This is a genomic window from Amycolatopsis sp. NPDC114484, from assembly GCF_055633755.1.
The window spans coordinates 134,793-154,597 of record NZ_JBVKDQ010000006.1 but is presented as its reverse complement, the minus strand read 5'-3'; the positions used below and the strand labels follow the sequence as shown (position 1 = coordinate 154,597).

The 19,805-nt window shown below is 67.1% G+C and carries 20 protein-coding genes and 1 pseudogene; 19 read left to right on the top strand and 2 right to left on the bottom strand.

What is annotated here, in order from left to right; all coding sequences use genetic code 11:
- Positions 1–86: 86 nt before the first annotated feature.
- The 3 genes from ACZ7SW_RS17455 to ACZ7SW_RS17445 all read left to right on the top strand — a co-directional run bounded on the left by ACZ7SW_RS17455 (position 87) and on the right by ACZ7SW_RS17445 (position 4,273).
- Positions 87–1,421 (top strand): pyridoxal phosphate-dependent decarboxylase family protein, encoded by a 1,335-nt coding sequence (locus ACZ7SW_RS17455; RefSeq protein WP_470231429.1) that lies wholly within the window; start codon positions 87–89, stop codon positions 1,419–1,421.
- 846 nt (positions 1,422–2,267) lie between these two features.
- A complete protein-coding gene (locus ACZ7SW_RS17450) occupies positions 2,268–3,446 on the top strand; it encodes an MFS transporter (protein ID WP_470231428.1) in 1,179 nt (392 codons plus the stop codon).
- A gap of 14 nt (positions 3,447–3,460) precedes the next feature.
- Positions 3,461–4,273: an aldo/keto reductase gene (locus ACZ7SW_RS17445; RefSeq protein ID WP_470231427.1), complete on the top strand. Its 813-nt coding sequence runs from the start codon at positions 3,461–3,463 to the stop codon at positions 4,271–4,273.
- A 417-nt stretch (positions 4,274–4,690) separates the two neighbouring features.
- On the opposite strand, the gene ACZ7SW_RS17440 is transcribed toward ACZ7SW_RS17445, so the two are convergent.
- Positions 4,691–5,275: a dihydrofolate reductase family protein gene (locus ACZ7SW_RS17440; protein WP_470231426.1), complete on the bottom strand. Its 585-nt coding sequence runs from the start codon at positions 5,273–5,275 to the stop codon at positions 4,691–4,693.
- A 71-nt stretch (positions 5,276–5,346) separates the two neighbouring features.
- On the opposite strand from ACZ7SW_RS17440, the gene ACZ7SW_RS17435 reads away from it, so the two are divergent.
- The 14 genes and pseudogenes from ACZ7SW_RS17435 to ACZ7SW_RS17370 all read left to right on the top strand — a co-directional run bounded on the left by ACZ7SW_RS17435 (position 5,347) and on the right by ACZ7SW_RS17370 (position 17,983).
- Entirely contained in the window at positions 5,347–5,916 is a 570-nt protein-coding gene (locus ACZ7SW_RS17435; RefSeq protein WP_470231425.1) for a TetR/AcrR family transcriptional regulator, read from the top strand.
- Positions 5,917–5,992: 76 nt separating this feature from the next.
- On the top strand, positions 5,993–8,014 hold the full coding sequence (efeU, locus tag ACZ7SW_RS17430) for an iron uptake transporter permease EfeU (protein ID WP_470231424.1): 2,022 nt from the start codon (positions 5,993–5,995) through the stop codon (positions 8,012–8,014).
- A 19-nt stretch (positions 8,015–8,033) separates the two neighbouring features.
- Positions 8,034–9,266, top strand: a complete 1,233-nt coding sequence (locus tag ACZ7SW_RS17425) for a Dyp-type peroxidase (protein ID WP_470231423.1) — start codon at positions 8,034–8,036, stop codon at positions 9,264–9,266.
- A gap of 42 nt (positions 9,267–9,308) precedes the next feature.
- Positions 9,309–9,713 (top strand): MerR family transcriptional regulator, encoded by a 405-nt coding sequence (locus ACZ7SW_RS17420; RefSeq protein WP_470231422.1) that lies wholly within the window; start codon positions 9,309–9,311, stop codon positions 9,711–9,713.
- A gap of 120 nt (positions 9,714–9,833) precedes the next feature.
- Positions 9,834–10,358, top strand: coding sequence for a YlcI/YnfO family protein (locus ACZ7SW_RS17415; protein ID WP_470231421.1), 525 nt, complete (start codon positions 9,834–9,836; stop codon positions 10,356–10,358).
- Between the two features lie 76 nt (positions 10,359–10,434).
- A complete protein-coding gene (locus ACZ7SW_RS17410; RefSeq protein WP_470231420.1) occupies positions 10,435–11,280 on the top strand; it encodes a DUF4097 family beta strand repeat-containing protein in 846 nt (281 codons plus the stop codon).
- Between the two features lie 20 nt (positions 11,281–11,300).
- On the top strand, positions 11,301–12,260 hold the full coding sequence (locus ACZ7SW_RS17405; protein WP_470231419.1) for an ATP-binding cassette domain-containing protein: 960 nt from the start codon (positions 11,301–11,303) through the stop codon (positions 12,258–12,260).
- A complete protein-coding gene (locus ACZ7SW_RS17400; RefSeq protein ID WP_470231418.1) occupies positions 12,257–13,072 on the top strand; it encodes an ABC transporter permease in 816 nt (271 codons plus the stop codon). The genes ACZ7SW_RS17405 and ACZ7SW_RS17400 overlap by 4 nt, the downstream gene beginning before the upstream one ends.
- Positions 13,073–13,085: 13 nt before the next feature.
- Positions 13,086–14,276 carry a cytochrome P450 gene (locus ACZ7SW_RS17395; RefSeq protein WP_470231417.1) on the top strand — a complete coding sequence of 397 codons (1,191 nt, stop codon included), beginning with the start codon at positions 13,086–13,088 and terminating at the stop codon, positions 14,274–14,276.
- 449 nt (positions 14,277–14,725) lie between these two features.
- On the top strand, positions 14,726–15,073 hold the full coding sequence (locus ACZ7SW_RS17390) for an AAC(3) family N-acetyltransferase (RefSeq protein ID WP_470231416.1): 348 nt from the start codon (positions 14,726–14,728) through the stop codon (positions 15,071–15,073).
- A gap of 24 nt (positions 15,074–15,097) precedes the next feature.
- Positions 15,098–16,165, top strand: a pseudogene (locus ACZ7SW_RS17385) (type III PLP-dependent enzyme); the annotation flags it as partial.
- Between the two features lie 60 nt (positions 16,166–16,225).
- A complete protein-coding gene (gene speD, locus ACZ7SW_RS17380) occupies positions 16,226–16,618 on the top strand; it encodes an adenosylmethionine decarboxylase (RefSeq protein ID WP_470231669.1) in 393 nt (130 codons plus the stop codon).
- Positions 16,615–17,445 carry a spermidine synthase gene (locus ACZ7SW_RS17375; protein ID WP_470231415.1) on the top strand — a complete coding sequence of 277 codons (831 nt, stop codon included), beginning with the start codon at positions 16,615–16,617 and terminating at the stop codon, positions 17,443–17,445. Before speD ends, ACZ7SW_RS17375 begins: the two co-directional genes overlap by 4 nt.
- A gap of 283 nt (positions 17,446–17,728) precedes the next feature.
- Complete coding sequence (locus ACZ7SW_RS17370) at positions 17,729–17,983, top strand: hypothetical protein (protein WP_470231414.1); 255 nt, start codon at positions 17,729–17,731, stop codon at positions 17,981–17,983.
- A gap of 626 nt (positions 17,984–18,609) precedes the next feature.
- On the opposite strand, the gene ACZ7SW_RS17365 is transcribed toward ACZ7SW_RS17370, so the two are convergent.
- Positions 18,610–19,080 (bottom strand): MarR family winged helix-turn-helix transcriptional regulator, encoded by a 471-nt coding sequence (locus tag ACZ7SW_RS17365; protein ID WP_470231413.1) that lies wholly within the window; start codon positions 19,078–19,080, stop codon positions 18,610–18,612.
- A 61-nt stretch (positions 19,081–19,141) separates the two neighbouring features.
- Between ACZ7SW_RS17365 and ACZ7SW_RS17360 the strand changes: the two genes are divergently transcribed.
- A complete protein-coding gene (locus tag ACZ7SW_RS17360; RefSeq protein ID WP_470231412.1) occupies positions 19,142–19,537 on the top strand; it encodes a cupin domain-containing protein in 396 nt (131 codons plus the stop codon).
- A 51-nt stretch (positions 19,538–19,588) separates the two neighbouring features.
- A complete protein-coding gene (locus tag ACZ7SW_RS17355) occupies positions 19,589–19,726 on the top strand; it encodes a hypothetical protein (RefSeq protein ID WP_344269295.1) in 138 nt (45 codons plus the stop codon).
- Positions 19,727–19,805: the final 79 nt, after the last annotated feature.

Sequence of the window (19,805 nt, the reverse complement as noted above, 5' to 3'; positions counted from 1 at the left end):
GACCGCGAGCGTGAGAAGCCCAATCCGTCGCCCTCGGGTCGATAGGGTGCCCGAGAGGCAGCCACAAGCGACCGACGAGGTGACGCATGGACCGGCGCGAACTGATCGACCAGGCTCTCCGCGGCGTCGAGGCCTGGGAACGCAAATGGGGTCCCTACACTCCGTCCCCGGCAAGCCAGCCGGACGTCGATCTCGCCGCGCTGCTGGATGTCTACGCCACCCGGATGGACGCGTCCTTCCCCTTCTTCCACCCCCGCTACGCAGGCCAGATGCTGAAACCGCCGCATCCGGTCGCGGTCGCCGCCTACCTCGCCGCGATGGTGGTCAACCCGAACAACCACGCGCTCGACGCCTCACAGGCCACCTCGCCGATGGAGGTCGAGGTCATCGCGGACCTGGCGCGGATGTTCGGCTTCGCGCAGCCGTCGCTCGGCCACCTCACCTCCAGCGGGACGATCGCGAACCTCGAAGCGCTGTGGGTCGCCCGCGAACTGGCCCCGGGCAAGGCGGTCGTCCATTCGCAGGACGCCCACTACACGCACGGCCGGATGTGCCAGGTGCTCGGCGTGGAATCCCGCGCGGTGCGGGCACTTCCGGACGGGCGCGTTGACATGTCAGCGGTCGAAGCTGAAGTCCGCGGCGGCGGGGTAGGCACGGTGGTGCTGACTCCAGGAACCACCGGACTCGGGGCGGTCGACGACATCCAGCAGGCCCTTGCGCTGAAGGAACGCTACGGCGTCCGCCTGCACGTCGACGGGGCGTACGGCGGGTTCTATACCTTGCTGGACGAATACGAGGCCTACCGCGCGATCGGCTCGTGCGACTCCGTCGTCGTCGATCCGCACAAGCACGGACTTCAGCCGTACGGCTGCGGGGCGGTGCTGTTCGCCGACCCGGCTGTCGGCCGCTTCTACAAACACGATTCTCCGTATACCTACTTCACTTCCGACGAGTTGCATCTCGGTGAGATCTCACTGGAATGCTCTCGCGCGGGTGCCGCCGCTGGCGCGCTTTGGCTTACCTTGCAGGCATTCCCGCTGGAACGCGACCGCGGCCTCGGCCGGTTGCTGGCCGCGTGCCGTCGGGCGGCGAACGATTTTGCTTCCCTGCTCAAGGAATCCGACCGTTACGCGCTGCACCTTGAGCCCACTTTGGACATTGTCACCTACTGGCCCCGGCGAGACCGGATGAGTGAGATCACCGAAGCCGCCAACACCATCCTCCAGAATGGCATGGCAGACAAGGAAAACCCGCTGTATCTGTCCACTTTGCGCGTGGACGCGGACGCTTTCGCCGCGCTGCACCCGGACGTCGAACGCGACGCCGAGACCGTCACGATCCTTCGCTCGGTGTTGATGAAGCCGGAGCACGAGGCCTGGATTCCGCAGCTCAAGCAAGCACTCGACCGGTTGGCGGAGTGAGTCCCGGACAGCGGGACTGACCCGCTCGATCCGGACAGACCGCCGGTTGCATCGGTGCGCATGGCTGAGGAACCGGCCGACTGCCTCCATGTCGTCGGCATTCCCGGGGACAGTCCGTCGATCCTGGCAGCTTTCCGCAGGATGTTCGGCCGAGTGGCTTCGGCGGCTTTCGCGGGTTGCCCTGCTGACTGACTACGGCGGCTCCTCCCGGGGGTGTTCCGCCGATTTTCCAGGGCATCTAGCCAAATCCCTCCCGGCAGCTTCCCCCGGCGGAGCTCCAGTCGACTGACTCGCCGTCGACGACCCGGCCTGGCGTCACGAAACCATCATCGGTCAATCCGCCGAGGGCGGTGGCAAGTTCGTCGCTGCTCGCATCCCGCCGACTGACCCTGCCGACCGACCCCCGACTGAAATCCAGCTGGCTGACCCCCGACTGAAATCCAGCTGGCTGACCCCCGACTGAAATCCAGCTGGCTGACCCCTGGCTGAATCCTGCCGACCGGAATCCTGCCGACCGGGATCCCTCCGGCTGATAGACCGGCAGCAAGTATGCCGGTCGATTGCATACCGTCGACTTGCGACCTGCGAGCAGTCGACCAGTCCTGTGGAGATCGCCACGGGATCGCCGCAGTGGCCTTGTCTGCCCGGTTTCCATCCGCGGCCTCCTCTCCCAGTCCGTTGCCGCGGCCTCCCCTCTCTGACCTGCACACCCCTTCCCCGGCGAGGCGCAACTGTGACCCTCATCAACAACAAGCGCAAACAACAAGCCGCGTATGCAACTATTGCTGAAGCCGACAAGCGGCACCGACACGCAGAACGAGACGCAAGCCAAGGAGACGCGGGCTCATGCCATTAGCACTGGTAGCGCTGGCCATCGGGGCCTTCGGGATCGGCACGACCGAGTTCGTGATCATGGGTCTTCTCCCCGAGATCGCCTCGGACTTCGGTGTCTCCATCCCGTTCGCGGGCTTTCTGGTGACCGGGTACGCGCTCGGGGTCGTCGCGGGTGCGCCGGTGATGACCGTTCTCGGCACGAAGATCAACCGCAAGACCATGCTCATGCTGCTCATGGGCCTGTTCATCGCCGGGAATCTGCTGTCGGCGGTCGCGCCGGTGTTCGGGGTCATGCTCGCTGGGCGGATTGTCGCGTCGCTGGCGCACGGGGCGTTCTTCGGGATCGGTTCGGTCGTCGCCGCGGAGCTGGTCGCGCCGGACAAGCGCGCCGGGGCGATCGCGATCATGTTCACTGGGCTCACCGTCGCGAACATCGTCGGCGTGCCGCTTGGCACGTTTGTCGGGCAGGCGGTCGGCTGGCGGGTCACCTTCGGGATCGTTGCGGCGCTTGGCGTTGTCGGGCTGGCCGGGGTCGCGAAGCTGGTGCCGGACCTGCCCCGGCCCGAAGGGGCGCATCTGCGCAAGGAGCTGGCCGCGTTCCGGAACGTCCAGGTTGTCCTCGCGATGGCCATGACGGTTCTCGGCTTCGGCGGCGTCTTCGCCGCGATCACTTACATCGCCCCGATGATGACCGAGATCGCCGGGTACTCGGCGGGCGCGGTGACCTGGCTGCTGGTGCTGTTCGGCATCGGCATGTTCCTCGGCAACCTGACCGGCGGCCGGTTCGCCGACCGCAAGCTCATGCCGATGCTGTACGTCAGCCTCGGCGGCCTCGCGATCGTCCTGGCGTTGTTCACTGTCACCGCACACAGCAAAATCCTCGCTGCGGCAACGATTCTGCTGATCGGTGCACTTGGGTTCGCCACCGTGCCGCCGCTGCAGAAGCGTGTTCTCGACCAGGCGCACGGCGCGCCGACGCTCGCGTCCGTCGTCAACATCGGGGCTTTCAACCTCGGCAACGCACTGTCCGCGTGGCTCGGCGGCGTCGTGATTTCCGCCGGATTCGGTTACACCGCACCGAACTGGGTCGGAGTCGCGCTCGCTGCTTCCGCGCTCGGCCTCGCGTTCTTGTCGGCCGCCCTCGAACGCCGTCCGCGCGTCGCGGTGGCCGAACCCCTTGTCCAGCATTGAGAAAGGTAGTTCCGATGAAGGTCCGCCTCAACAACGGCGTCGAAATCCCGCAGCTCGGCTTCGGTGTCTTCCAGGTCCCGGACGACCAGACCGCCGCCGCGGTGACCAGCGCTCTCGAAGCTGGTTACCGCAGCATCGACACGGCCGCGATCTACGGCAACGAAACAGGCGTCGGCCGCGCCATCGCCGAGTCCGGGATCTCGCGCGAGGATCTCTTCGTCACCACCAAGCTGTGGAACGACGACCAGGGCTACGACTCGACCCTTCGCGCCTTCGACGCCAGCCTCGCCAAACTCGGTCTCGACTACGTCGACCTGTACCTGATCCACTGGCCGACTCCCGCTCGCGACCGCTACCTCGACACCTGGCGCGCACTCGAACACCTCGCCAAGGACGGCCGGATCCGCGCCGCCGGTGTGTCCAACTTCCAGCCCGCGCACCTGCGCCGCCTGCTCGACCACAGCGGCCTGGTGCCCGCGGTCAACCAGATCGAGCTGCACCCCGGCCTCCAGCAGGCGGAACTGCGGGCTTTCCACGCCGAGCACGGCATCGCGACCGAAGCGTGGAGCCCTCTCGCCCAGGGTGCGGTCCTGGCCGACCCGGCGATCACCGAAATCGCTGCGCGCACTGGGAAATCCGCCGCGCAGGTGGTGCTGCGCTGGCATCTGCAGCTGGGCAACATCGTGATCCCGAAGTCTGTGACGCCTGCCCGGATCCGGCAGAATCTCGACGTCTTCGACTTCGACCTGACCGCCGCCGACCTCACCGCGATCGCCGCCGCCGACCGTGGTCTGCGCACTGGTCCGGACCCGGATCAGCTCAACTGACTGATCGCTGGGGGGTGCCGGAAATTTGGTCGCCGGGAACCAATGCGGCTCCTGGCGACCAGGGGTATCTAGAGGCTGAGAACCCGCAGGGCTGTCGGCGAGTCTGCACGGTTCTCGGTGACCGGGGTGCATCGGAGGCAGGGAACCAGGTCGGGAGCCTGCAGGGCTGTCGGCGAGCTTGCTGGAAGCGGGGAGAACTCGAGGGCTGCCTGGTTCTCGGTGACCAGAGCGCATCTGGAAGCCGGGAACCTGCGGGACTGTCGGCCAGTCTGCCGGAGGCGGGGAGAATCCGGGGCGCACGGTTCTCTGCGACCAGAGCGCACCTAAAAACCAGGAACCGGATCCACAACCCGCAGGACTGTCGGCGAACCCGCCCGACCCGGCGAGGACTGAGCGGAAGTAGCTGCGAGAGCTTGCCTAGACCCGCACAAGCCGGGTAGCGGTGACCCCGTTCGGAAAAGCCGTCCGCTCCGCAACGGAGAACACTGTCGGATCGAACCCGCCGTCCACCATCGGGATGCCCGCACCGGCCACGACCGGATAGCTTTTCAGTACGATCTCGTCGATCTCCGGCAGCAGCGCCCCGGCCAGTTTGCCCCCGCCGCATAGCCAGATGTCTTTTCCGGTTTCCTCCGTCTTCAGGTCTCTCACCAGGCCGACGGGATCGCCGGGCACGACGGTTACGGCTGGGTCGATGTCCGGTTTCAGGGTGCTCGACACGACGTACTGCCGCAGATGCGCATAGGGACTCGGCACGCTCGGATCGAGCTGGTGCGTCGCGCGGCCCATCAGCACGGTGTCGAACCGGCGGTTCGGGGCGTCTTCGACACCGGCCATGGCGCGGAAGGCGGTCGGGACTGTCTCCGGGTACAGGGTGTTCATGAATCCCATGTAGGCGGCGGTCTGCTGAGCGTCGCCCTGCGGGAAGAAGTCGAACTCGCCCGCGGGGCCGGCGATGCGGCCGTCGAGGGCGACCGCGATGTAGTACACGAGCTTTCGCATCTGGTAACTCCGTTTGTAGTACTCTGGTTGAAGTGGTTTGAACCGTACAACTACAGCTGGAGTGGTGTCAAATGGTGCGGAGGAACGACCAGCGGCGGGCTGCGCTCGTCGACGGGGCGATCGAGGTCTTGGCGCGGGAGGGCGCGCGCGGGCTGACGTTCCGTGCGGTCGACGCGGAAGCCGGCGTGCCCGCGGGGACCGCGTCGAACTACTTCGCCAACCGCGACGAGCTGTTCACGCAGGCCGGGGCTCGGGTGTATGAGCGGCTGCAGCCGGAGGACGACTCGCTCCCGCCGGGGCTTGGCGACCGGGGGTCGTACGCGCAGTTGATGCGTGAGCTGGTCAGCCGGATCGCGGCGTTTCGCACTGGGTATCTCGCGTTGCTGGAACTCCGGCTCGAGGCGACTCGACGGCCGGAGTTGCGCCGGGTGCTGACGGAGCGGGTCCGGGCCGATGTCGAGGGGAACGTCGCCTACCACGTGGCGTCGGGGCTGCCGGGCGACGCCACCGCGGTCAAGCTGCTGATTCTCGCGTTGAACTGGTTGATCGTCGAACAGCTGACGCTGCCGGACGTTTTCTCCGAAGCGGAGCGGGAACAATTGATCACCGAAGCGGTCGAACGGATCATCGGTCCCGAATAGGGACTAACCGGGAGGAAAAGAACCGTTTAGCGGCCCGCTCTCGACCGATAATTTAGGTTTGCCTATCGTAATCTGCGTGCAGTGGGCAGACGCGGTTCCGAACTTGATGATCGGCTTGCGCGAAGGGCTGGAAGCGGGCCTCGTGGTGAGCATCCTGCTGGCCGCGTTGCGCAAGATGCGACCGGAAAACGCCACAGTGTCCACGGCTCCGGTGTGGCTGGGCGTATTGGGCGCGGTGACCGTCGCGGGTAGTTTCGCCACAATTCTCACCTTTTCCACCGATGTCCTTTCTTCCCGCGCACAGCAGATCGTCGGCGGCTCGTTGAGCGTGCTCGCGGTATTCCTCGTCACCGGCATGGTGTTTTGGATGCGGCGGACCGCGATGGGGCTTTCCGCGCAATTGCGCGGCGAAGTCGAACGCGCGGTGGCGATCGGTGCGGGCGCGCTTACCCTCACCGCGTTCCTGGCTGTCGGTCGCGAAGGGCTGGAGACCACGCTGTTCCTCTGGACGGCGGTGAAAGCGTCCGGCACGACGGTCGCGCCGTTGACCGGGGCGGCGCTCGGGCTTGGCATCGCGATCCTGTTGTGCTGGCTGCTTTACCGCCGCGCGGTGCGGCTCAACCTCGGCGTTTTCTTCAGCCGCACCGCTTTCGTGCTGATCGTCATCGCGGCCGGCGTCCTGTCCTACGGCCTCGGCGACCTGCAGGACGGGGGAGTGCTGCCCGGCCAGAGCTGGGTCGCGTTCGACCTCACCGGCACGCTTGACCCGAACTCGTGGTGGGTTTCGCTGATCAGCGGCGTCACCGAGTTGACGCCCCGGATGACCGTGCTGCAGGTGACGGCCTGGCTCGGTTACCTCGCGGTCGTGATCCCGCTGTTCGTCAAGGCCGGTCGACAGCCGGTCGAGCGAAAGCCGGAAAGCGAAGCCGCACCGGCCGGGAAGTGGGAGCGGCTCGCGGGCAAGCACACCGTGGTCGTCGCGGGCGCGCTGGTGCTGGTTCCGGTCGCGGTGGCCGCGCTGGTGATCGCTGCGCTTCCCCAGGCCGCAACGGGTTCCACGGTTTCGGTGAGCGAGCACGACTGCGCGCCGGAATGGAAGTCCGCGCAGGCCGGGGAGCAAAGCATCACCGTGACCAACAAGACCGCGAAGGCGGGCGAGATCCGGCTCGACGACAGCAGCGGCGGGATCGTCGCGGAGATCGAGACGATCGGTCCGGCCACGAGCGCCACGATGTCCGCGACGCTGGCCGACGGTTCCTACACGTTCCACTGCCTGATGTCCGGGCAGGCCACCACCGCGTCGGCTCCGGTGCAGGTCAGCGGCGGCGCGGCCAACGACGGTCCAGCGCCGGTCAAGCCGGTCACCACCGAAGATCTCAACGGCCCAAATCAGAAATATCTCGGTTACGCCGCCCAGCAACTCAGCACGGTGTCGACCGCGGTGGGGACGGTCCGTGCGGATTTGGCTGCAGGCAACGCCGACGCAGCGAAGAAGGACTGGCTGACCGCGCAGCTCGCGTGGGAGCGCGTCGGTGCGTCCTACAACAGCTTCGGCGACGCGGGCACGGCGGTCGACGGCCTGCCCAACGGATTGCCCGCAGCAGCGGCCGATCCGGGCTTCACCGGGTTGCACCGCTTGGAATACGGCCTCTGGCACGGTCAGGCTCCGGCGTCGCTGGTCCCGGTCGCCGACCAGCTCGCCCAGGATCTCGCGGCCCTGCGCGGAAAACTCGCCACCGACGACGTCGCGGGCGATCCCACGAAGCTGCCGATCCGCGCGCACGAAATCCTCGAGGACGCGATCCGCGACCATCTGTCCGGAATGGACGATCAAGGCAGCGGAACTGCATACCTCGCAACCGATGCCGACATCGACGTCACCCGCACCGTTCTGGCCGAGCTGACTCCGCTGCTCAACGAGCGCGCCCCGAAGCTGGTCCAGACCGCGACCGAACAGCTCACCACACTGCACGAAGCGCTGGCCAGCCACGCGCCCAGCACCCTTGCCCAACGCCAGGCGGTGAACGGCGCGGCCGGAGCTGTCGTCGAGACGCTGTCCGCGGTGCCCACCCTGCTCGAAGTTCCTCCGAGCCACTGATCGGCTGGTGAATCCCGAAGTGACGAACGTCAATCGCCGCAACTTCCTGAAAGGCGCGGCCGCCGGCGCGGCAGGCACCGCGCTCACCGGAGGCGTGCTGATCGGCGGTGCCCAGGCCGACGAACGCTCCGCCGGTGCGGCACCGGCCCCGGCGATGGAGCATCCGTTCCACGGTGCCAACCAGTCCGGCGTGCTCACCCCGGCTCCGGCGGAAAAACAGGCTTCCGCGGCCTTCGTGGCATTTGACTTGCTCAGCGGATCCAAGACGGACCTGATCGCGCTCCTGCACACACTCACCGACCGGGCCCGGTTCCTCACCACCGGCGGGACGCCGCCGAACCTGGGCGTCGGAAGGCCGCCGTCGGACAGCGAAGTGCTGGGCCCGTCTGTCCTCGCCGACGGACTCACCGTCACGGTTTCGTTCGGTGCCAGCCTTTTCGACCGCGTCGGCCTCGCCGCGCACAAACCGAAAAAGCTGACCCCGATGAAGATCTTCCCCGACGACGCGCCGGAAGCCGCCTGGATGCACGGAGACCTGCTGATCCAGCTGTGCGCCAACAACCCGGACACGGTGCACCACGCGCTCCGCGATCTCACCCGGCACACCCGCGGCGCGATGCAGCTGCGGTGGAAGATGCACGGCTACAACCCGCCGCCGCGGCCGTCCGGCGCGGGCCGGAATCTCCTGGGGTTCAAGGACGGCACGGCGAATCCGGTCGGCGGCGAGGCGAGCGGGCTGGTGTGGGTCGACGATCCGGCCGAGCCCGGGTGGGCGCGCGGCGGCAGCTACCAGGTGGTGCGGCTGATCCGGATGCTGGTCGAGTTCTGGGACCGGGTGTCGATCAACGAACAGGAGAAGATGTTCGGCCGCCGCCGCGATTCGGGCGCCCCGCTGGACGGCAACACCGAGACCGACAACCCGAATTACCCCGCCGACCCCAAGGGTGCGGTGATCCCGCTGACCTCGCACATCCGCAAGGCCAATCCTCGCACGCCCGCCACCGACAACCAGCGCCTGATCCGCCGCTCCTACAACTACGACCTCGGCGTGGACGCGAACGGAGAACTCCAGGCCGGGCACGTGTTCGTCTGCTACCAGCAGGACGTGCGGCGGCAGTTCGAGACGGTGCAGCAGCGGCTGGCCGGCGAGCCGCTGGTGGACTACGTGCAGCCGTTCGGCGGGGGATACTTCTTCACGCTGCCCGGTGTCCGCGACCAGAACGATTGGTATGCCAGCGGACTGTTTGGTTAGGCTAACCTTGCCTTCGACCGCACTGGTGCGGTGCAATGAGGTATGGACCTGTACTCGATCGGCGAGGTGTCGGCGCGCTTCGACGTGCCGGTTTCGACGCTGCACTACTGGGAGAGCTGCGGTCTGATCGAGCCGCGCCGCCGTTCCGGCTGGCGGTTTTACGACCAGGACCAGCTCTATCGGATCGCGCTGATCCGCACCTGGCGGGAAACCGGCCACCTGAGTCTCGACGACATCGCCGTGCTGCTCGGGAGCCACGGCCAGTCCGACGACTGGCGGAGCACGGTCACCGCCCGGATCGAGGCGATCCGGGAGGAAGTGACGCGGCTGCTCGACGCGCAGGCGTACCTGCAGCACCTCATGACGTGCCAGCACGACGGTGCCTTGGACGAGTGCCCTAGCTTCCGTGCCGGGGTCGATCTGCCGGTCGCGAAGGCGGCTCGGTAGCCGAATTTCCAGCGTGGCACCATGCTTTGACCTGGTCTTTTGCCACTATCCGTGCCGTAGTGGTGCCAAATTGAGCCAGGGTGGCTTGTGGTGGTGCCAAGCGTGTGCCATAGTGGTGCCATGGACTTGACCACGTACGTAAGCAACCTCGGGCGGGAATTCGCGACGCTGGCCGAGGCCGGCGGCGAAGAGGGACGCGCGCTGGTCGAGCGTCTGACCGGCTCCCTCGAATCGGCGATCCGGATGACCCTCCTGGACACGCTGTCCGGCGCGGCCGACGAGATCACCCGGGACCTCGCGCCCGGCTCGGTCGAACTGCGCCTGCGCGGCCGCGACCCGAACTTCGTCGTGACCGCGCCGCCCGCCGAACCCGCTCCGCCCGCCGCGGCCGCGGCCGAACCGGCACCGGAGCACAGCGAACCGCTGTTCGCCGAGGACGGCCCGTCGGCACGGATCAACGTGCGGCTGCCCGAACAGCTCAAGGCCGCGGTCGAGGAGGCCGCCGCCAAGGAAGGCCGTTCGGTCAACGCCTGGCTCGTCCGGGCAGCCACCGCGGCACTGCAGCAGCGGCCCGAACGCGACCAGCGAGCCGAGCCGTCCGGCGGCGCTTTCTCCAAGCAGAGCTTCACCGGCTGGGTCCGGTAACTCCTTTCTTCGCTAATTCCTTCACCCGTCTCTGACCTGCGGAGACGGCACACCTAACCGAAATGTGGGGACAACCATGCCTAAATTCGACACTCCCAACCCGATTTCCGTCGACCTCGACCTCGGCGTCGGCCAGGTCCGGTTCGCCGCGAGCGACCGCGCCGACACCGTCGTCGACGTCCGCCCGACCGACGTGACGGACGACTCCGACGTCAAGACCGCGAAGCAGATCCGCGTCGACTACAGCAACGGCACGCTGCACATCACCGGCCCGAAGATGCGGGCGTTCGACTTCTCCCGCAAGACCCGCTCGGTCGACGTGACGATCGAACTGCCCACCGGCTCGCGGGTTTCCGCCGAGGTGCAGGCGGGCGCCTTCCAGGGCTCCGGCGAGCTCGGGCAGGCGCGGCTCAAGACCGCGGCCGGGAACGTCAGCCTCGACCGCACCGGCCCGCTGCGCGTCGACACCTCGGTCGGCCACGTCACGGTCGACGGTGTCGCGGGCGACGCCGAGGTCACCACCGCGTCCGGGAGGATCCGGCTCGGCCCGGTCGACGGGACCGTGACGGCCAAGAACTCCAACGGCGACACCACGATCGAGTCCGCGGGCGGCGAGGTCCGGGTGCGCGCGGCCAACGGCGACATCACGCTCGAGCACGCCGGTGCGGGGGTCGACGCGAAGACGTCCAACGGCGCCATCTCGCTCGGCGAGGTCGTCCGCGGTTCGGTCGTGCTCGAGAGCGCCATCGGCGACCTGCGGGTCGGCATCGCCAAGGGCACCGCGGCCTGGCTCGACGTGAAGACCAACTTCGGCCACGTGCGCAACCAGCTGGAGACCTCGGACAGCCCCGGCGAGTCCACGGAGACCGTCGAGGTCCGCGGGCACACCGCGTTCGGCGAGATCGTCATCCACCGCTCCTGACCACAGTTTTGGAGAAACCTATGTCCAGCAACCATTCCCGGCCGGCGATCGCCGCCACCGGGTTGCGCAAATCCTTCGGCGACCACCTCGTGCTCGACGGCATCGACCTCTCCGTCGCCCGCGGCACCGTCTTCTCGCTGCTCGGCGCGAACGGCGCGGGCAAGACCACGACGGTCAAGATTCTGTCCACTTTGATCAATGCCGACGCCGGTGCGGCGCGGGTCGCCGGGTACGACCTCGCCTTGGAAGCCGACGGGGTGCGCGCCTCGATCGGCGTCACCGGGCAGTTCTCCGCGGTCGACAATCTGCTGACCGCCGAGGAAAACCTGCTGCTGATGGCGGATCTGCACCACCTCGACCGGTCCGCGCGGCAGCAGCGCACGGCGGAACTGCTCGAACAGTTCGATCTCGTCGAAGCGGCGAAGAAACCGGTGTCGACCTTCTCCGGCGGCATGCGGCGCCGGCTCGACCTGGCGATGACGCTCGTCGGCAGCCCGCAGGTGATCTTCCTCGACGAGCCGACGACCGGCCTCGACCCGCGCAGCCGCCGGGCGATGTGGGAGATCGTGCGCAAGCTGGTGGCCGGCGGGGTGACGATTTTCCTTACCACGCAATACCTCGAAGAGGCCGACGAACTGGCCGACCGGATCGCGGTGCTCGACCACGGGCGGATTGTCGCCGAGGGCACCGCGGAAGAACTCAAGCGCCAGATCCCCGGCGGGCACGTCCAGTTGCGCTTCGAAGAAGAGGCCGACCTCGTCCACGCGCAGCGCGCGCTGAGCGCGGCGTCCCGGCAGAACGACTCGCTGGTGCTGCGCGTGCCCAACGACGGCAGCCTGCAGTCGCTCAAATCGTTGATCGACCGGCTCGACTCGCTTTCGGTGAAGGTCGACGAACTTTCGGTGCACACGCCCGATCTCGACGACGTGTTCCTCGCCCTCACCGGCAACCCCACTGACGAAAAGGTGACTTCCCGATGACTGCTCCCGTTCTCGCCGGACCGGATCTGCGGTTCCACCCGGTCCGCGACTCGATGACCATGCTGCGCCGGAATCTCAAGCACATGCTCCGGTATCCGTCGCTGACGGTCATGCTGGTCGGCATGCCGGTCGTGTTCCTGCTGCTGTTCGTCTACGTCTTCGGCGGCACGCTCGGCGCCGGATTGGGCGGGGCCGGCGGCGGCCGAGCCGAATACGCCAACTTCGTCGCGCCGACGATTCTGCTGATGACTATCACCGCCACCGTGCAAGGTACGGCGATTTCGGTGGCGATGGACCTGACCGAAGGGGTCATCGCCCGGTTCCGGACCATGCATATCGCGCGGGTCTCGGTGCTGACCGGGCACGTGCTCGGCAGTGTGCTGCAAGCGTTGTTCGGGCTCGTGGTGGTCACCGGGGTGGCATTGCTGGTCGGCTTCCGGCCCGCCGCCGGGGTCGGTTCGTGGTTCGCCGCGGTCGGGTTCCTCGTGGTGGTGGCGCTCGCGCTGGTGTGGCTGTGCGTCGCGCTCGGACAGGTGAGCAAGAGTGTCGAATCGGCCAGCAACACGCCGATGCCGTTGCTGCTCCTGCCTTTCCTCGGCAGCGGGTTCGTGCCCGCCGATTCGATGCCGGGCGCGCTGAGGTGGTTCGCCGAGTACCAGCCGTTCACGCCGATCATCGAGACCCTGCGCGCGCTGCTGCTCGACAAGCCGCTCGGCAACCACCTGTGGTTCGCGCTCGGCTGGTGCGCCGTGATGGGCGTCGGCGGCTATCTCTGGTCCAAGAAGCTTTTCAATCGCGAATACGCACACTGAAAGGGGCATGGGGATGACTGGGGAAGAGATCGTGCAAGGGGTTCCGATGGGGCGGGCGCAGGGGTGCCCGTTCGATCCGCCGCCGTCGCTGACCGCGGTGCGGGACCGGGCTCCGCTGACGCGGATGGTGTTCCCGGACGGGCACGTCGGCTGGCTGGCCACCGGGCACGCGGAGGTCCGGGCGATTCTGGGGGATCAGCGGTTCAGCAATCGGTACGAATTGTGGCACTACCCGTTTCCCGGGATGGAGCAGTTTTCGGAACTGCCGCCTGCTCCGGTCGGGGACCTGACGGGGATCGACGCTCCGGAGCACACTCGGTTTCGCAAGCTGCTGACGGGGAAGTTCACGGTTCGGCGGATGCGGTTGCTCAGCGACCGGGTGGCCGAGGTCGCGGACGAGTATCTGGATGCGATGGAGCAGGCCGGGCCGGGGGTCGATCTGGTCGGGGCTTATGCGCATCCGGTGCCCGCGGTGATGATTTGCGAACTGCTCGGGGTGCCTTATTCGGATCGGGAGTCTTTTCTGGGGTATGCCGCGGCGATCAACGATGTCGATCTTTCCGAAGAGGAGAAGATGACTGCGTATGGCCAACTGCAGGGGTATGTGGCTTCGCTGGTACCGGCTAAGCGGGCCGCGCCCACGGACGACTTGTTCAGCGATTTGACCAGCAGTGAGTTGACTGACGAGGAACTGGCTGGGCTGGGGACGTTCCTGCTGGCGGCTGGGTTGGACACCACCGCGAACATGCTGGCGCTGGGGACGTATGCGCTGCTGAGCAATCCGGAGCAGTGGGCTGTGGTTCGGGATGAGCCGGAGGCCGCTGGCGGGGCTGTCGAGGAGTTGATGCGGTATCTGTCTATCGCGCACACGGGGGTTCGGGCCGCGTTGGCGGATGTCGAGATCGGCGGGCAGGTTATTCGGGCCGGGGAGTCTGTGGTGCTGTCGGTGCAGGCGGCCAATCGGGATCCGGTGAAGTTCGAGCGGCCGGATGAGCTGGATGTGCGGCGGGGCGCGACCGGGCATGTGGGGTTCGGGCACGGGATTCATCAGTGTTTGGGGCAGCAGTTGGCTCGGGTGGAGATGACTGTGGCGTTGCCTGCGCTGGTTCGGAGGTTTCCCTCGCTGCGGGTGGCGGGGGAGGTGCCGTTGCGGTCTGAGTACCAGAATATTTACGGGGTTTTGAAGTTGCCTGTCGCTTGGTGAGTTTCGGGTGGACTCCCTCGCGTTTGATTGTTTAACACCGGCTCGGCGCTATCAGGGGTGCCTTCGGCTTCGCATCGCGATGGCCGGGGGCCATCCTTGATAGCGCCGAGCCGGTGTTGACTGCGGTGGGGGCTAGGGGCGGGGTGGAGTGGACGTCTCGGTGCGGTGGGTTTGCCGGGCGCGGATGGGGTGTGGTTGGTGTGGTGATTGTGCGTTCGTCGTTGTCTGAGTTGGGGACTGTGGAGCGCGGGGCGGATGCGGTGGTGCGTGGGTTGCTGCGGGCGGTGGGGTGTGCGGGGACGGGGGACGCGTCGGTCGATGAGGAGCGGGCGCGGGTGCCGGTGTTTCATGCGGATCTGATGACGCCGACAGAGCGATTCCCAACCCGTGCGGTGTCGTAGTCGGTATCCGCAGGCATCTGTGACGGAGATGGGGGGCGGGCAGCAGCGGTGGGGCCGGGGTCGCCGTTTGACTGGCTGTACCGGGAAGGGGCGCGGATCGTGCTGCTCGGGGTCGGGCATGAGCGGAACTCGTTCTTGCACTACGCGGAATCTCTGGTGCCGCATCATCGGCGGAAGGTTCGGCGGTTTCCCTGCCTTGTGGACGGGGAGCGGGTGTGGGTGCGGACCGACGACGTCGGGGACGACAACGGGCGGTTCTTTCCTCAGGTGGGGGCGGAATTCGCGGAGACGGGCGGCGTGCGGCGGGGGAAGATCGGCGCGGCGGACTGTCAAGTGATGGACTGTGTACCGTTCGTAGGGTTTGCTCAGCGGAGGCTGGGAGAGCTGCTGGGGTGAAGCCGGCACCTATACTCGGGCGTTGTGACTGAAGGGTTCTCGCAGGTGGTGGAGCGCTGCCGGGCGTTCCTGGAGGAGCGACGGCCGCCGACGCCGTGTCTCGTGGTGGACCTTGACGTGGTGCGGGGGAACTGCGAGCGGCTTCAGGAGATGCTGCCGGAAGCGCGGATGTACTACGCGGTCAAGGCTAATCCGGCGCCGGAGGTGGTGCGGGTTCTTCGGCGGGCCGGGGCTGGGTTCGACGTTGCCGGGCGCGAGGAGATCGAGTTGTGTCTCGCGCAAGGGGTGCGGCCTGAGTTGCTGTCCTATGGCAACACGGTGAAGAAGGCGCGGGACATCGAGTTCGCGCACCGCGTGGGGGTGCGGCGGTTTACCTTCGACAGCCTTGATGATCTTGAGAATCTCGCCGCGTTCGCGCCGGGGGCGACTGTTTCTTGCCGGATTCTTGTGGACAGTCCGGGGGCGAAGACGCCGTTCGGGCGGAAGTTCGGATGCAGTGCCGAGATGGCGGCCGACCTGCTGGTTCGGGCGGCTGAGCTGGGGCTTGATCCGGAGGGGGTCGCGTTCCATGTGGGGTCTCAGCATCTTGATCCGCGGGCTTGGGAAAGCGGGGTCGCTGCCGCGGCCGAGGTGACTCGCGTGGTTGCGGAGCGCGGGGTTTCGTTGCGGGGGTTGAATATCGGCGGCGGGTTTCCGGTGGGTTACCTGACTGAACCGCCGCCGCTGGAGGAGTACGCGGCGGTTATTCGCGAATCGGTGGGGCGGCATTTCGCGGTCGCGCCCGCGTTGTCGTTCGAGCCGGGGCGGGTGGTGGTGGCTTCGGCTGGGGTGATTCGCAGCGAGGTGGTGCTGGTCTCGCGCAAGTCCGCGGCGGACGAGCGGCGCTGGGTGTACCTCGACATCGGCCGGTACGGCGGGCTTGCCGAGACTGAGAACGAGGCCATCGCGTATCGGCTGATCACTGCGCACGACGGCGGTCCGGACGGGCCGGTGGTGGTCGCGGGGCCGACTTGCGACGGGGACGACGTGCTTTATCAGCGCACGCCGTATCGGCTGCCGTTGGCGTTGCGGGCCGGGGATTACGTCGATATTCCGGACGCCGGAGCGTATACGCAAAGTTACTCTTCGGTGTCGTTCAACGGGTTTCCGCCGTTGCGGTCGTACTTTGTCGGCGGGGAGGCCGGTGGGGTCGGGGAGTTCGCCGGACGGCATGTGCTGGCTGAGTTCTCCGGGGTGTCCGCGGAGTTGCTCGACGATCCGGCGTTTCTGTGCGAGAGCTTGGAACGTGCGTTGGACAAGGCCGGTGCGACGGTGTGCGAAGTGACGTACAAGCAGTTCGAGCCGCACGGGGTGACGGCGATGGCCTTGCTCTCGGAGTCGCACGCCTCGATTCATACGTATCCGGAGCGCGGGTCTGCGTTCGTGGATGTGTTCACGTGCGGGCGTAACGCGGATCCGGAGCTGGCCGTTCAGTTGCTGCGGGACTTGCTCGGCGCGAGCGTTTCCCGGATCACCACTATCCACAGAGGACAGGAAGACAGTTGAACATCGAGGAACCGGTCGGCGCGGGGCTGACCCGGCTGTGGCAGGTGTCGGACGTGCTGGTGGACACGCGGACTGCCTATCAGCATCTGGTGATCGGCAAGACAGCGCAAGGGATTTCGCTGTTCTGCGACGATGAGCGGCAGAGTACTGAGTTCAGTCAGCTGGTGTATCACGAGGCGTTGCTGGTGCCCGCGTTGCTGCTGGCGTCCACTGTGGACCGGGTGTTGGCGGTCGGGTCCAGTGAGGGTGTGGTGTGCCAGATCGCGGCTGCGGCGGGGGCTTCGGTCGATCACGTGGACATCGACACCGAGGCGGTCCGGCTTTGTGCGGAACATCTTCCGTATGGGTACTCGTCGGCGGAGCTGGCTCGCGCGGAGCGGGGCGAGGGGCCGGTCCGGGTGCATTACGCCGACGGGTGGGAGTACGTCCGCGCTTGTGCCGAGAAGTACGACGTGGTGCTGGTGGATCTGCCGGATGAGCAGGATGGCACTGAGGCTCAGCACAATCGGTTGTACAGTGCGGAATTCCTGGAGCAGTGCCGGTCGTTGCTGACGCCGGGCGGGGTGGTGGCGTATCAGGGCGGGTGTCCGACGTTGTGGCGGAACTCGACGTTGGTGAAGTGCTGGCGTCGGTTCGAAGAGGTCTTCCCGGTGCCGGTTTACTTTGGCTCGCCAGAGCATGAGTGGGCGTTTTTCTTCGGGACGGACGTGGAAGCGCCGTTGGAGACGATGGTGGAGCGGCTGGAGACGCTGCGGTATCGGCCGATGACGATCGATGCCTTGACGTTGCGTGGGGCGACGGTTCCGCCGATCAGCCTTCGCCGGTGACGGATGTGTGGACGTTCGCGTTGATCACTCCGGACGGAGTGGTCAACGAGGCGTTCGTGGTTACGGGGCGGGTGCTTCAGGTTGATATCGCGATGATGACGTAGGTGTAGGGCGTGTTTGCTCCTGCTCCATCGCGGTGCCGGAGATGCGTGCGCGACCTTGACTCGCTGCAAAGATGCGACCCGGCCGGGCTCCGCGGTGCCGGGGACCGTGCGGTATCTCGGGGAGAACGTGATCCTCGATCTCCTATCCGGTTGCGGTGAACCGCATTCGACGGAGGATTGTGCAGCAGCTCACCGATGGCGATGCGGGGCTCCAGTCCGAATTGGACGAGGAGCGCGACCGGATCGCCGCGTGCCGGACCAGCGGGGAGTGGCGGCTGGTCGCGGAGCGGGTGAACCCGTCGATTCAGCGTCGGCTGATCGGGCTCGGGGTCGGGGAGTTGGCCGGAGCGCCGCCGGATCAGGATGTTCTTGCGGAGCGGGGCATCTTCGTTTCGGTGCTGGAGAGGCTGGTTCTCGATACGCGCTCCGCCTGAACTGCAACGGCGGAGCGCCGTCTCTGATGCGCGAAGCCGTCTCGCGCCGAGGGTTCGCCGCTTGCCCCGTCGGTCAACCGGACTGGTGGGTCCCCGGATTCGGAAGCGGAGTCGGGGTCGTGACGGGCTCGTCCGACGGGCCGGTGTTGCCGGTCTTCGTCCCTGGCTCCCAACCTGCTCCGGGCACCTGGCCCTGCGGTCGCGGGTTGAGCGGCGGTTGGTAGACGCGGTCGCGGACTGCGTCGCTGGGAGCGCGTCCGCTCGGTGCTGAATGGGCGGGTTTCGGCGCGGGGTTGCTTCGGTGTGTCGGATGCGCGCTGGCGGGCTTCGCGGCGGGTGGCGAAGGGACCGGCGGGGTTGGCGAAGCGACAGGCGGGGAAGGCGAAGCGGCAGCCGGGGCCGATGCTGCGGGAGGTGAAACGCCCGCCGAGGAAGACGTCGAGGAAGACGTCGAGGAAGGTGAAGAAGCGGCAACCGGATTGGCTGGTAGCTGGTCGCTGGAGGTCAGCCCCACGGTGACCGCGATCGCTGCGCTGGCGGCCGCTGCGGAGACCAGCAGGATTCCCCGTCTTCGATGCATGAGCGGATCCAACTGACGGCACTGACCGGTGTCAAGGCAGGCGGCGTCAGTGGCCAGCGAACCATCCCGGGAGATCCAGTCGCGCGGACTCCGGCGACGCGACTTTCCGCAGGTCGTCTTCCAGGGCGCGAAGTCGTTCGGCACCGAGGGCCGCCGACCATTCCGCGCGCAGCCGGTCGAAGATCCGTGCGGATTTGGCCAGGCAGTCGAGGCCCCGGTCGGTCAGCAGCACCAGCATGCGGCGGCCGTCGCCGGGGTCGCGTTCCCGGTGGACGTAGCCCAGCCGTTCCAGGGTGTCGATCGTCTTGCCCGCGGCCTGCTTGGTCACGCCGAGCGTGCGGCCTAGGTCGACGGCGGTCGTACCCTGCGCGCCGATCGCCTGGAAGACGAAGCCGTGCATCGGCCGTACGTCGGGGTGGCCTTGCTTCGCCAGTTCGGCGTGCAGGTCGTCGATCAGGCTGCGGAAGCCGAACAGCAGGCGCAGCGGCAGCTCGTATCCGGGCGGATCGCTTGACATAGGTAGACAACCTCGTTGACTATGTGGACAACCTTGTTGTCGATTGTAGGGGAGTGAGCAAGTGACGGTCATCAGGGACAGTCGTCGGACGGAGACGCCGAACGCGGTCATGACGACGCTGGCTTCGCCGACTCAGGGCGGCAGCCAGCAGGCGGTCTGGAAAGTCGAGATGGTGCCGGGCGCGGTCGGGCCGGTGCACGCGTTCGACACTGAACAGGTGTGGACGATTCTCGGCGGTGGGGCGGAGATCGCGCTGGGTGGCGTCGTCGAGGCCGTGAAGGAGGGGGAGACGGTAGTGCTGCCTGCTGACGCGGAGCGACAGGTGCGGGCGGACGCGAAGAGCGGCATGGTGGCGATCGTGTGTGCGCCGGGCAGTACGCGGGTGTATCGGACTGGCGTGGTGCCGGCCTGCGCGACGGCGGACGGGGACAAGATTCTTCCGGGCTGGGTGGCCTGAGCTGTGGCGGGCGTCACGGAATGTTCGGCGATCTTGAGCGCTACAACGGATATGTCTGCTCCCACCACGCCGCCCGCCGCGTCCGAAGAAACCGCCTCGGTCGTTCCCGTTCTGGACGACTTCGACTTTCCGCTCGTCGACGGCGCCGCCTGCCGGATCGACGACCCGGATTGCGAAGCCTGCCAGTAGCGGTGCGCGCACCGGGCGTGACAAGAGGTAACAACCTGAGTGACCGGTCGGTGACGGCTCGGGAAACACGGTAACTGCC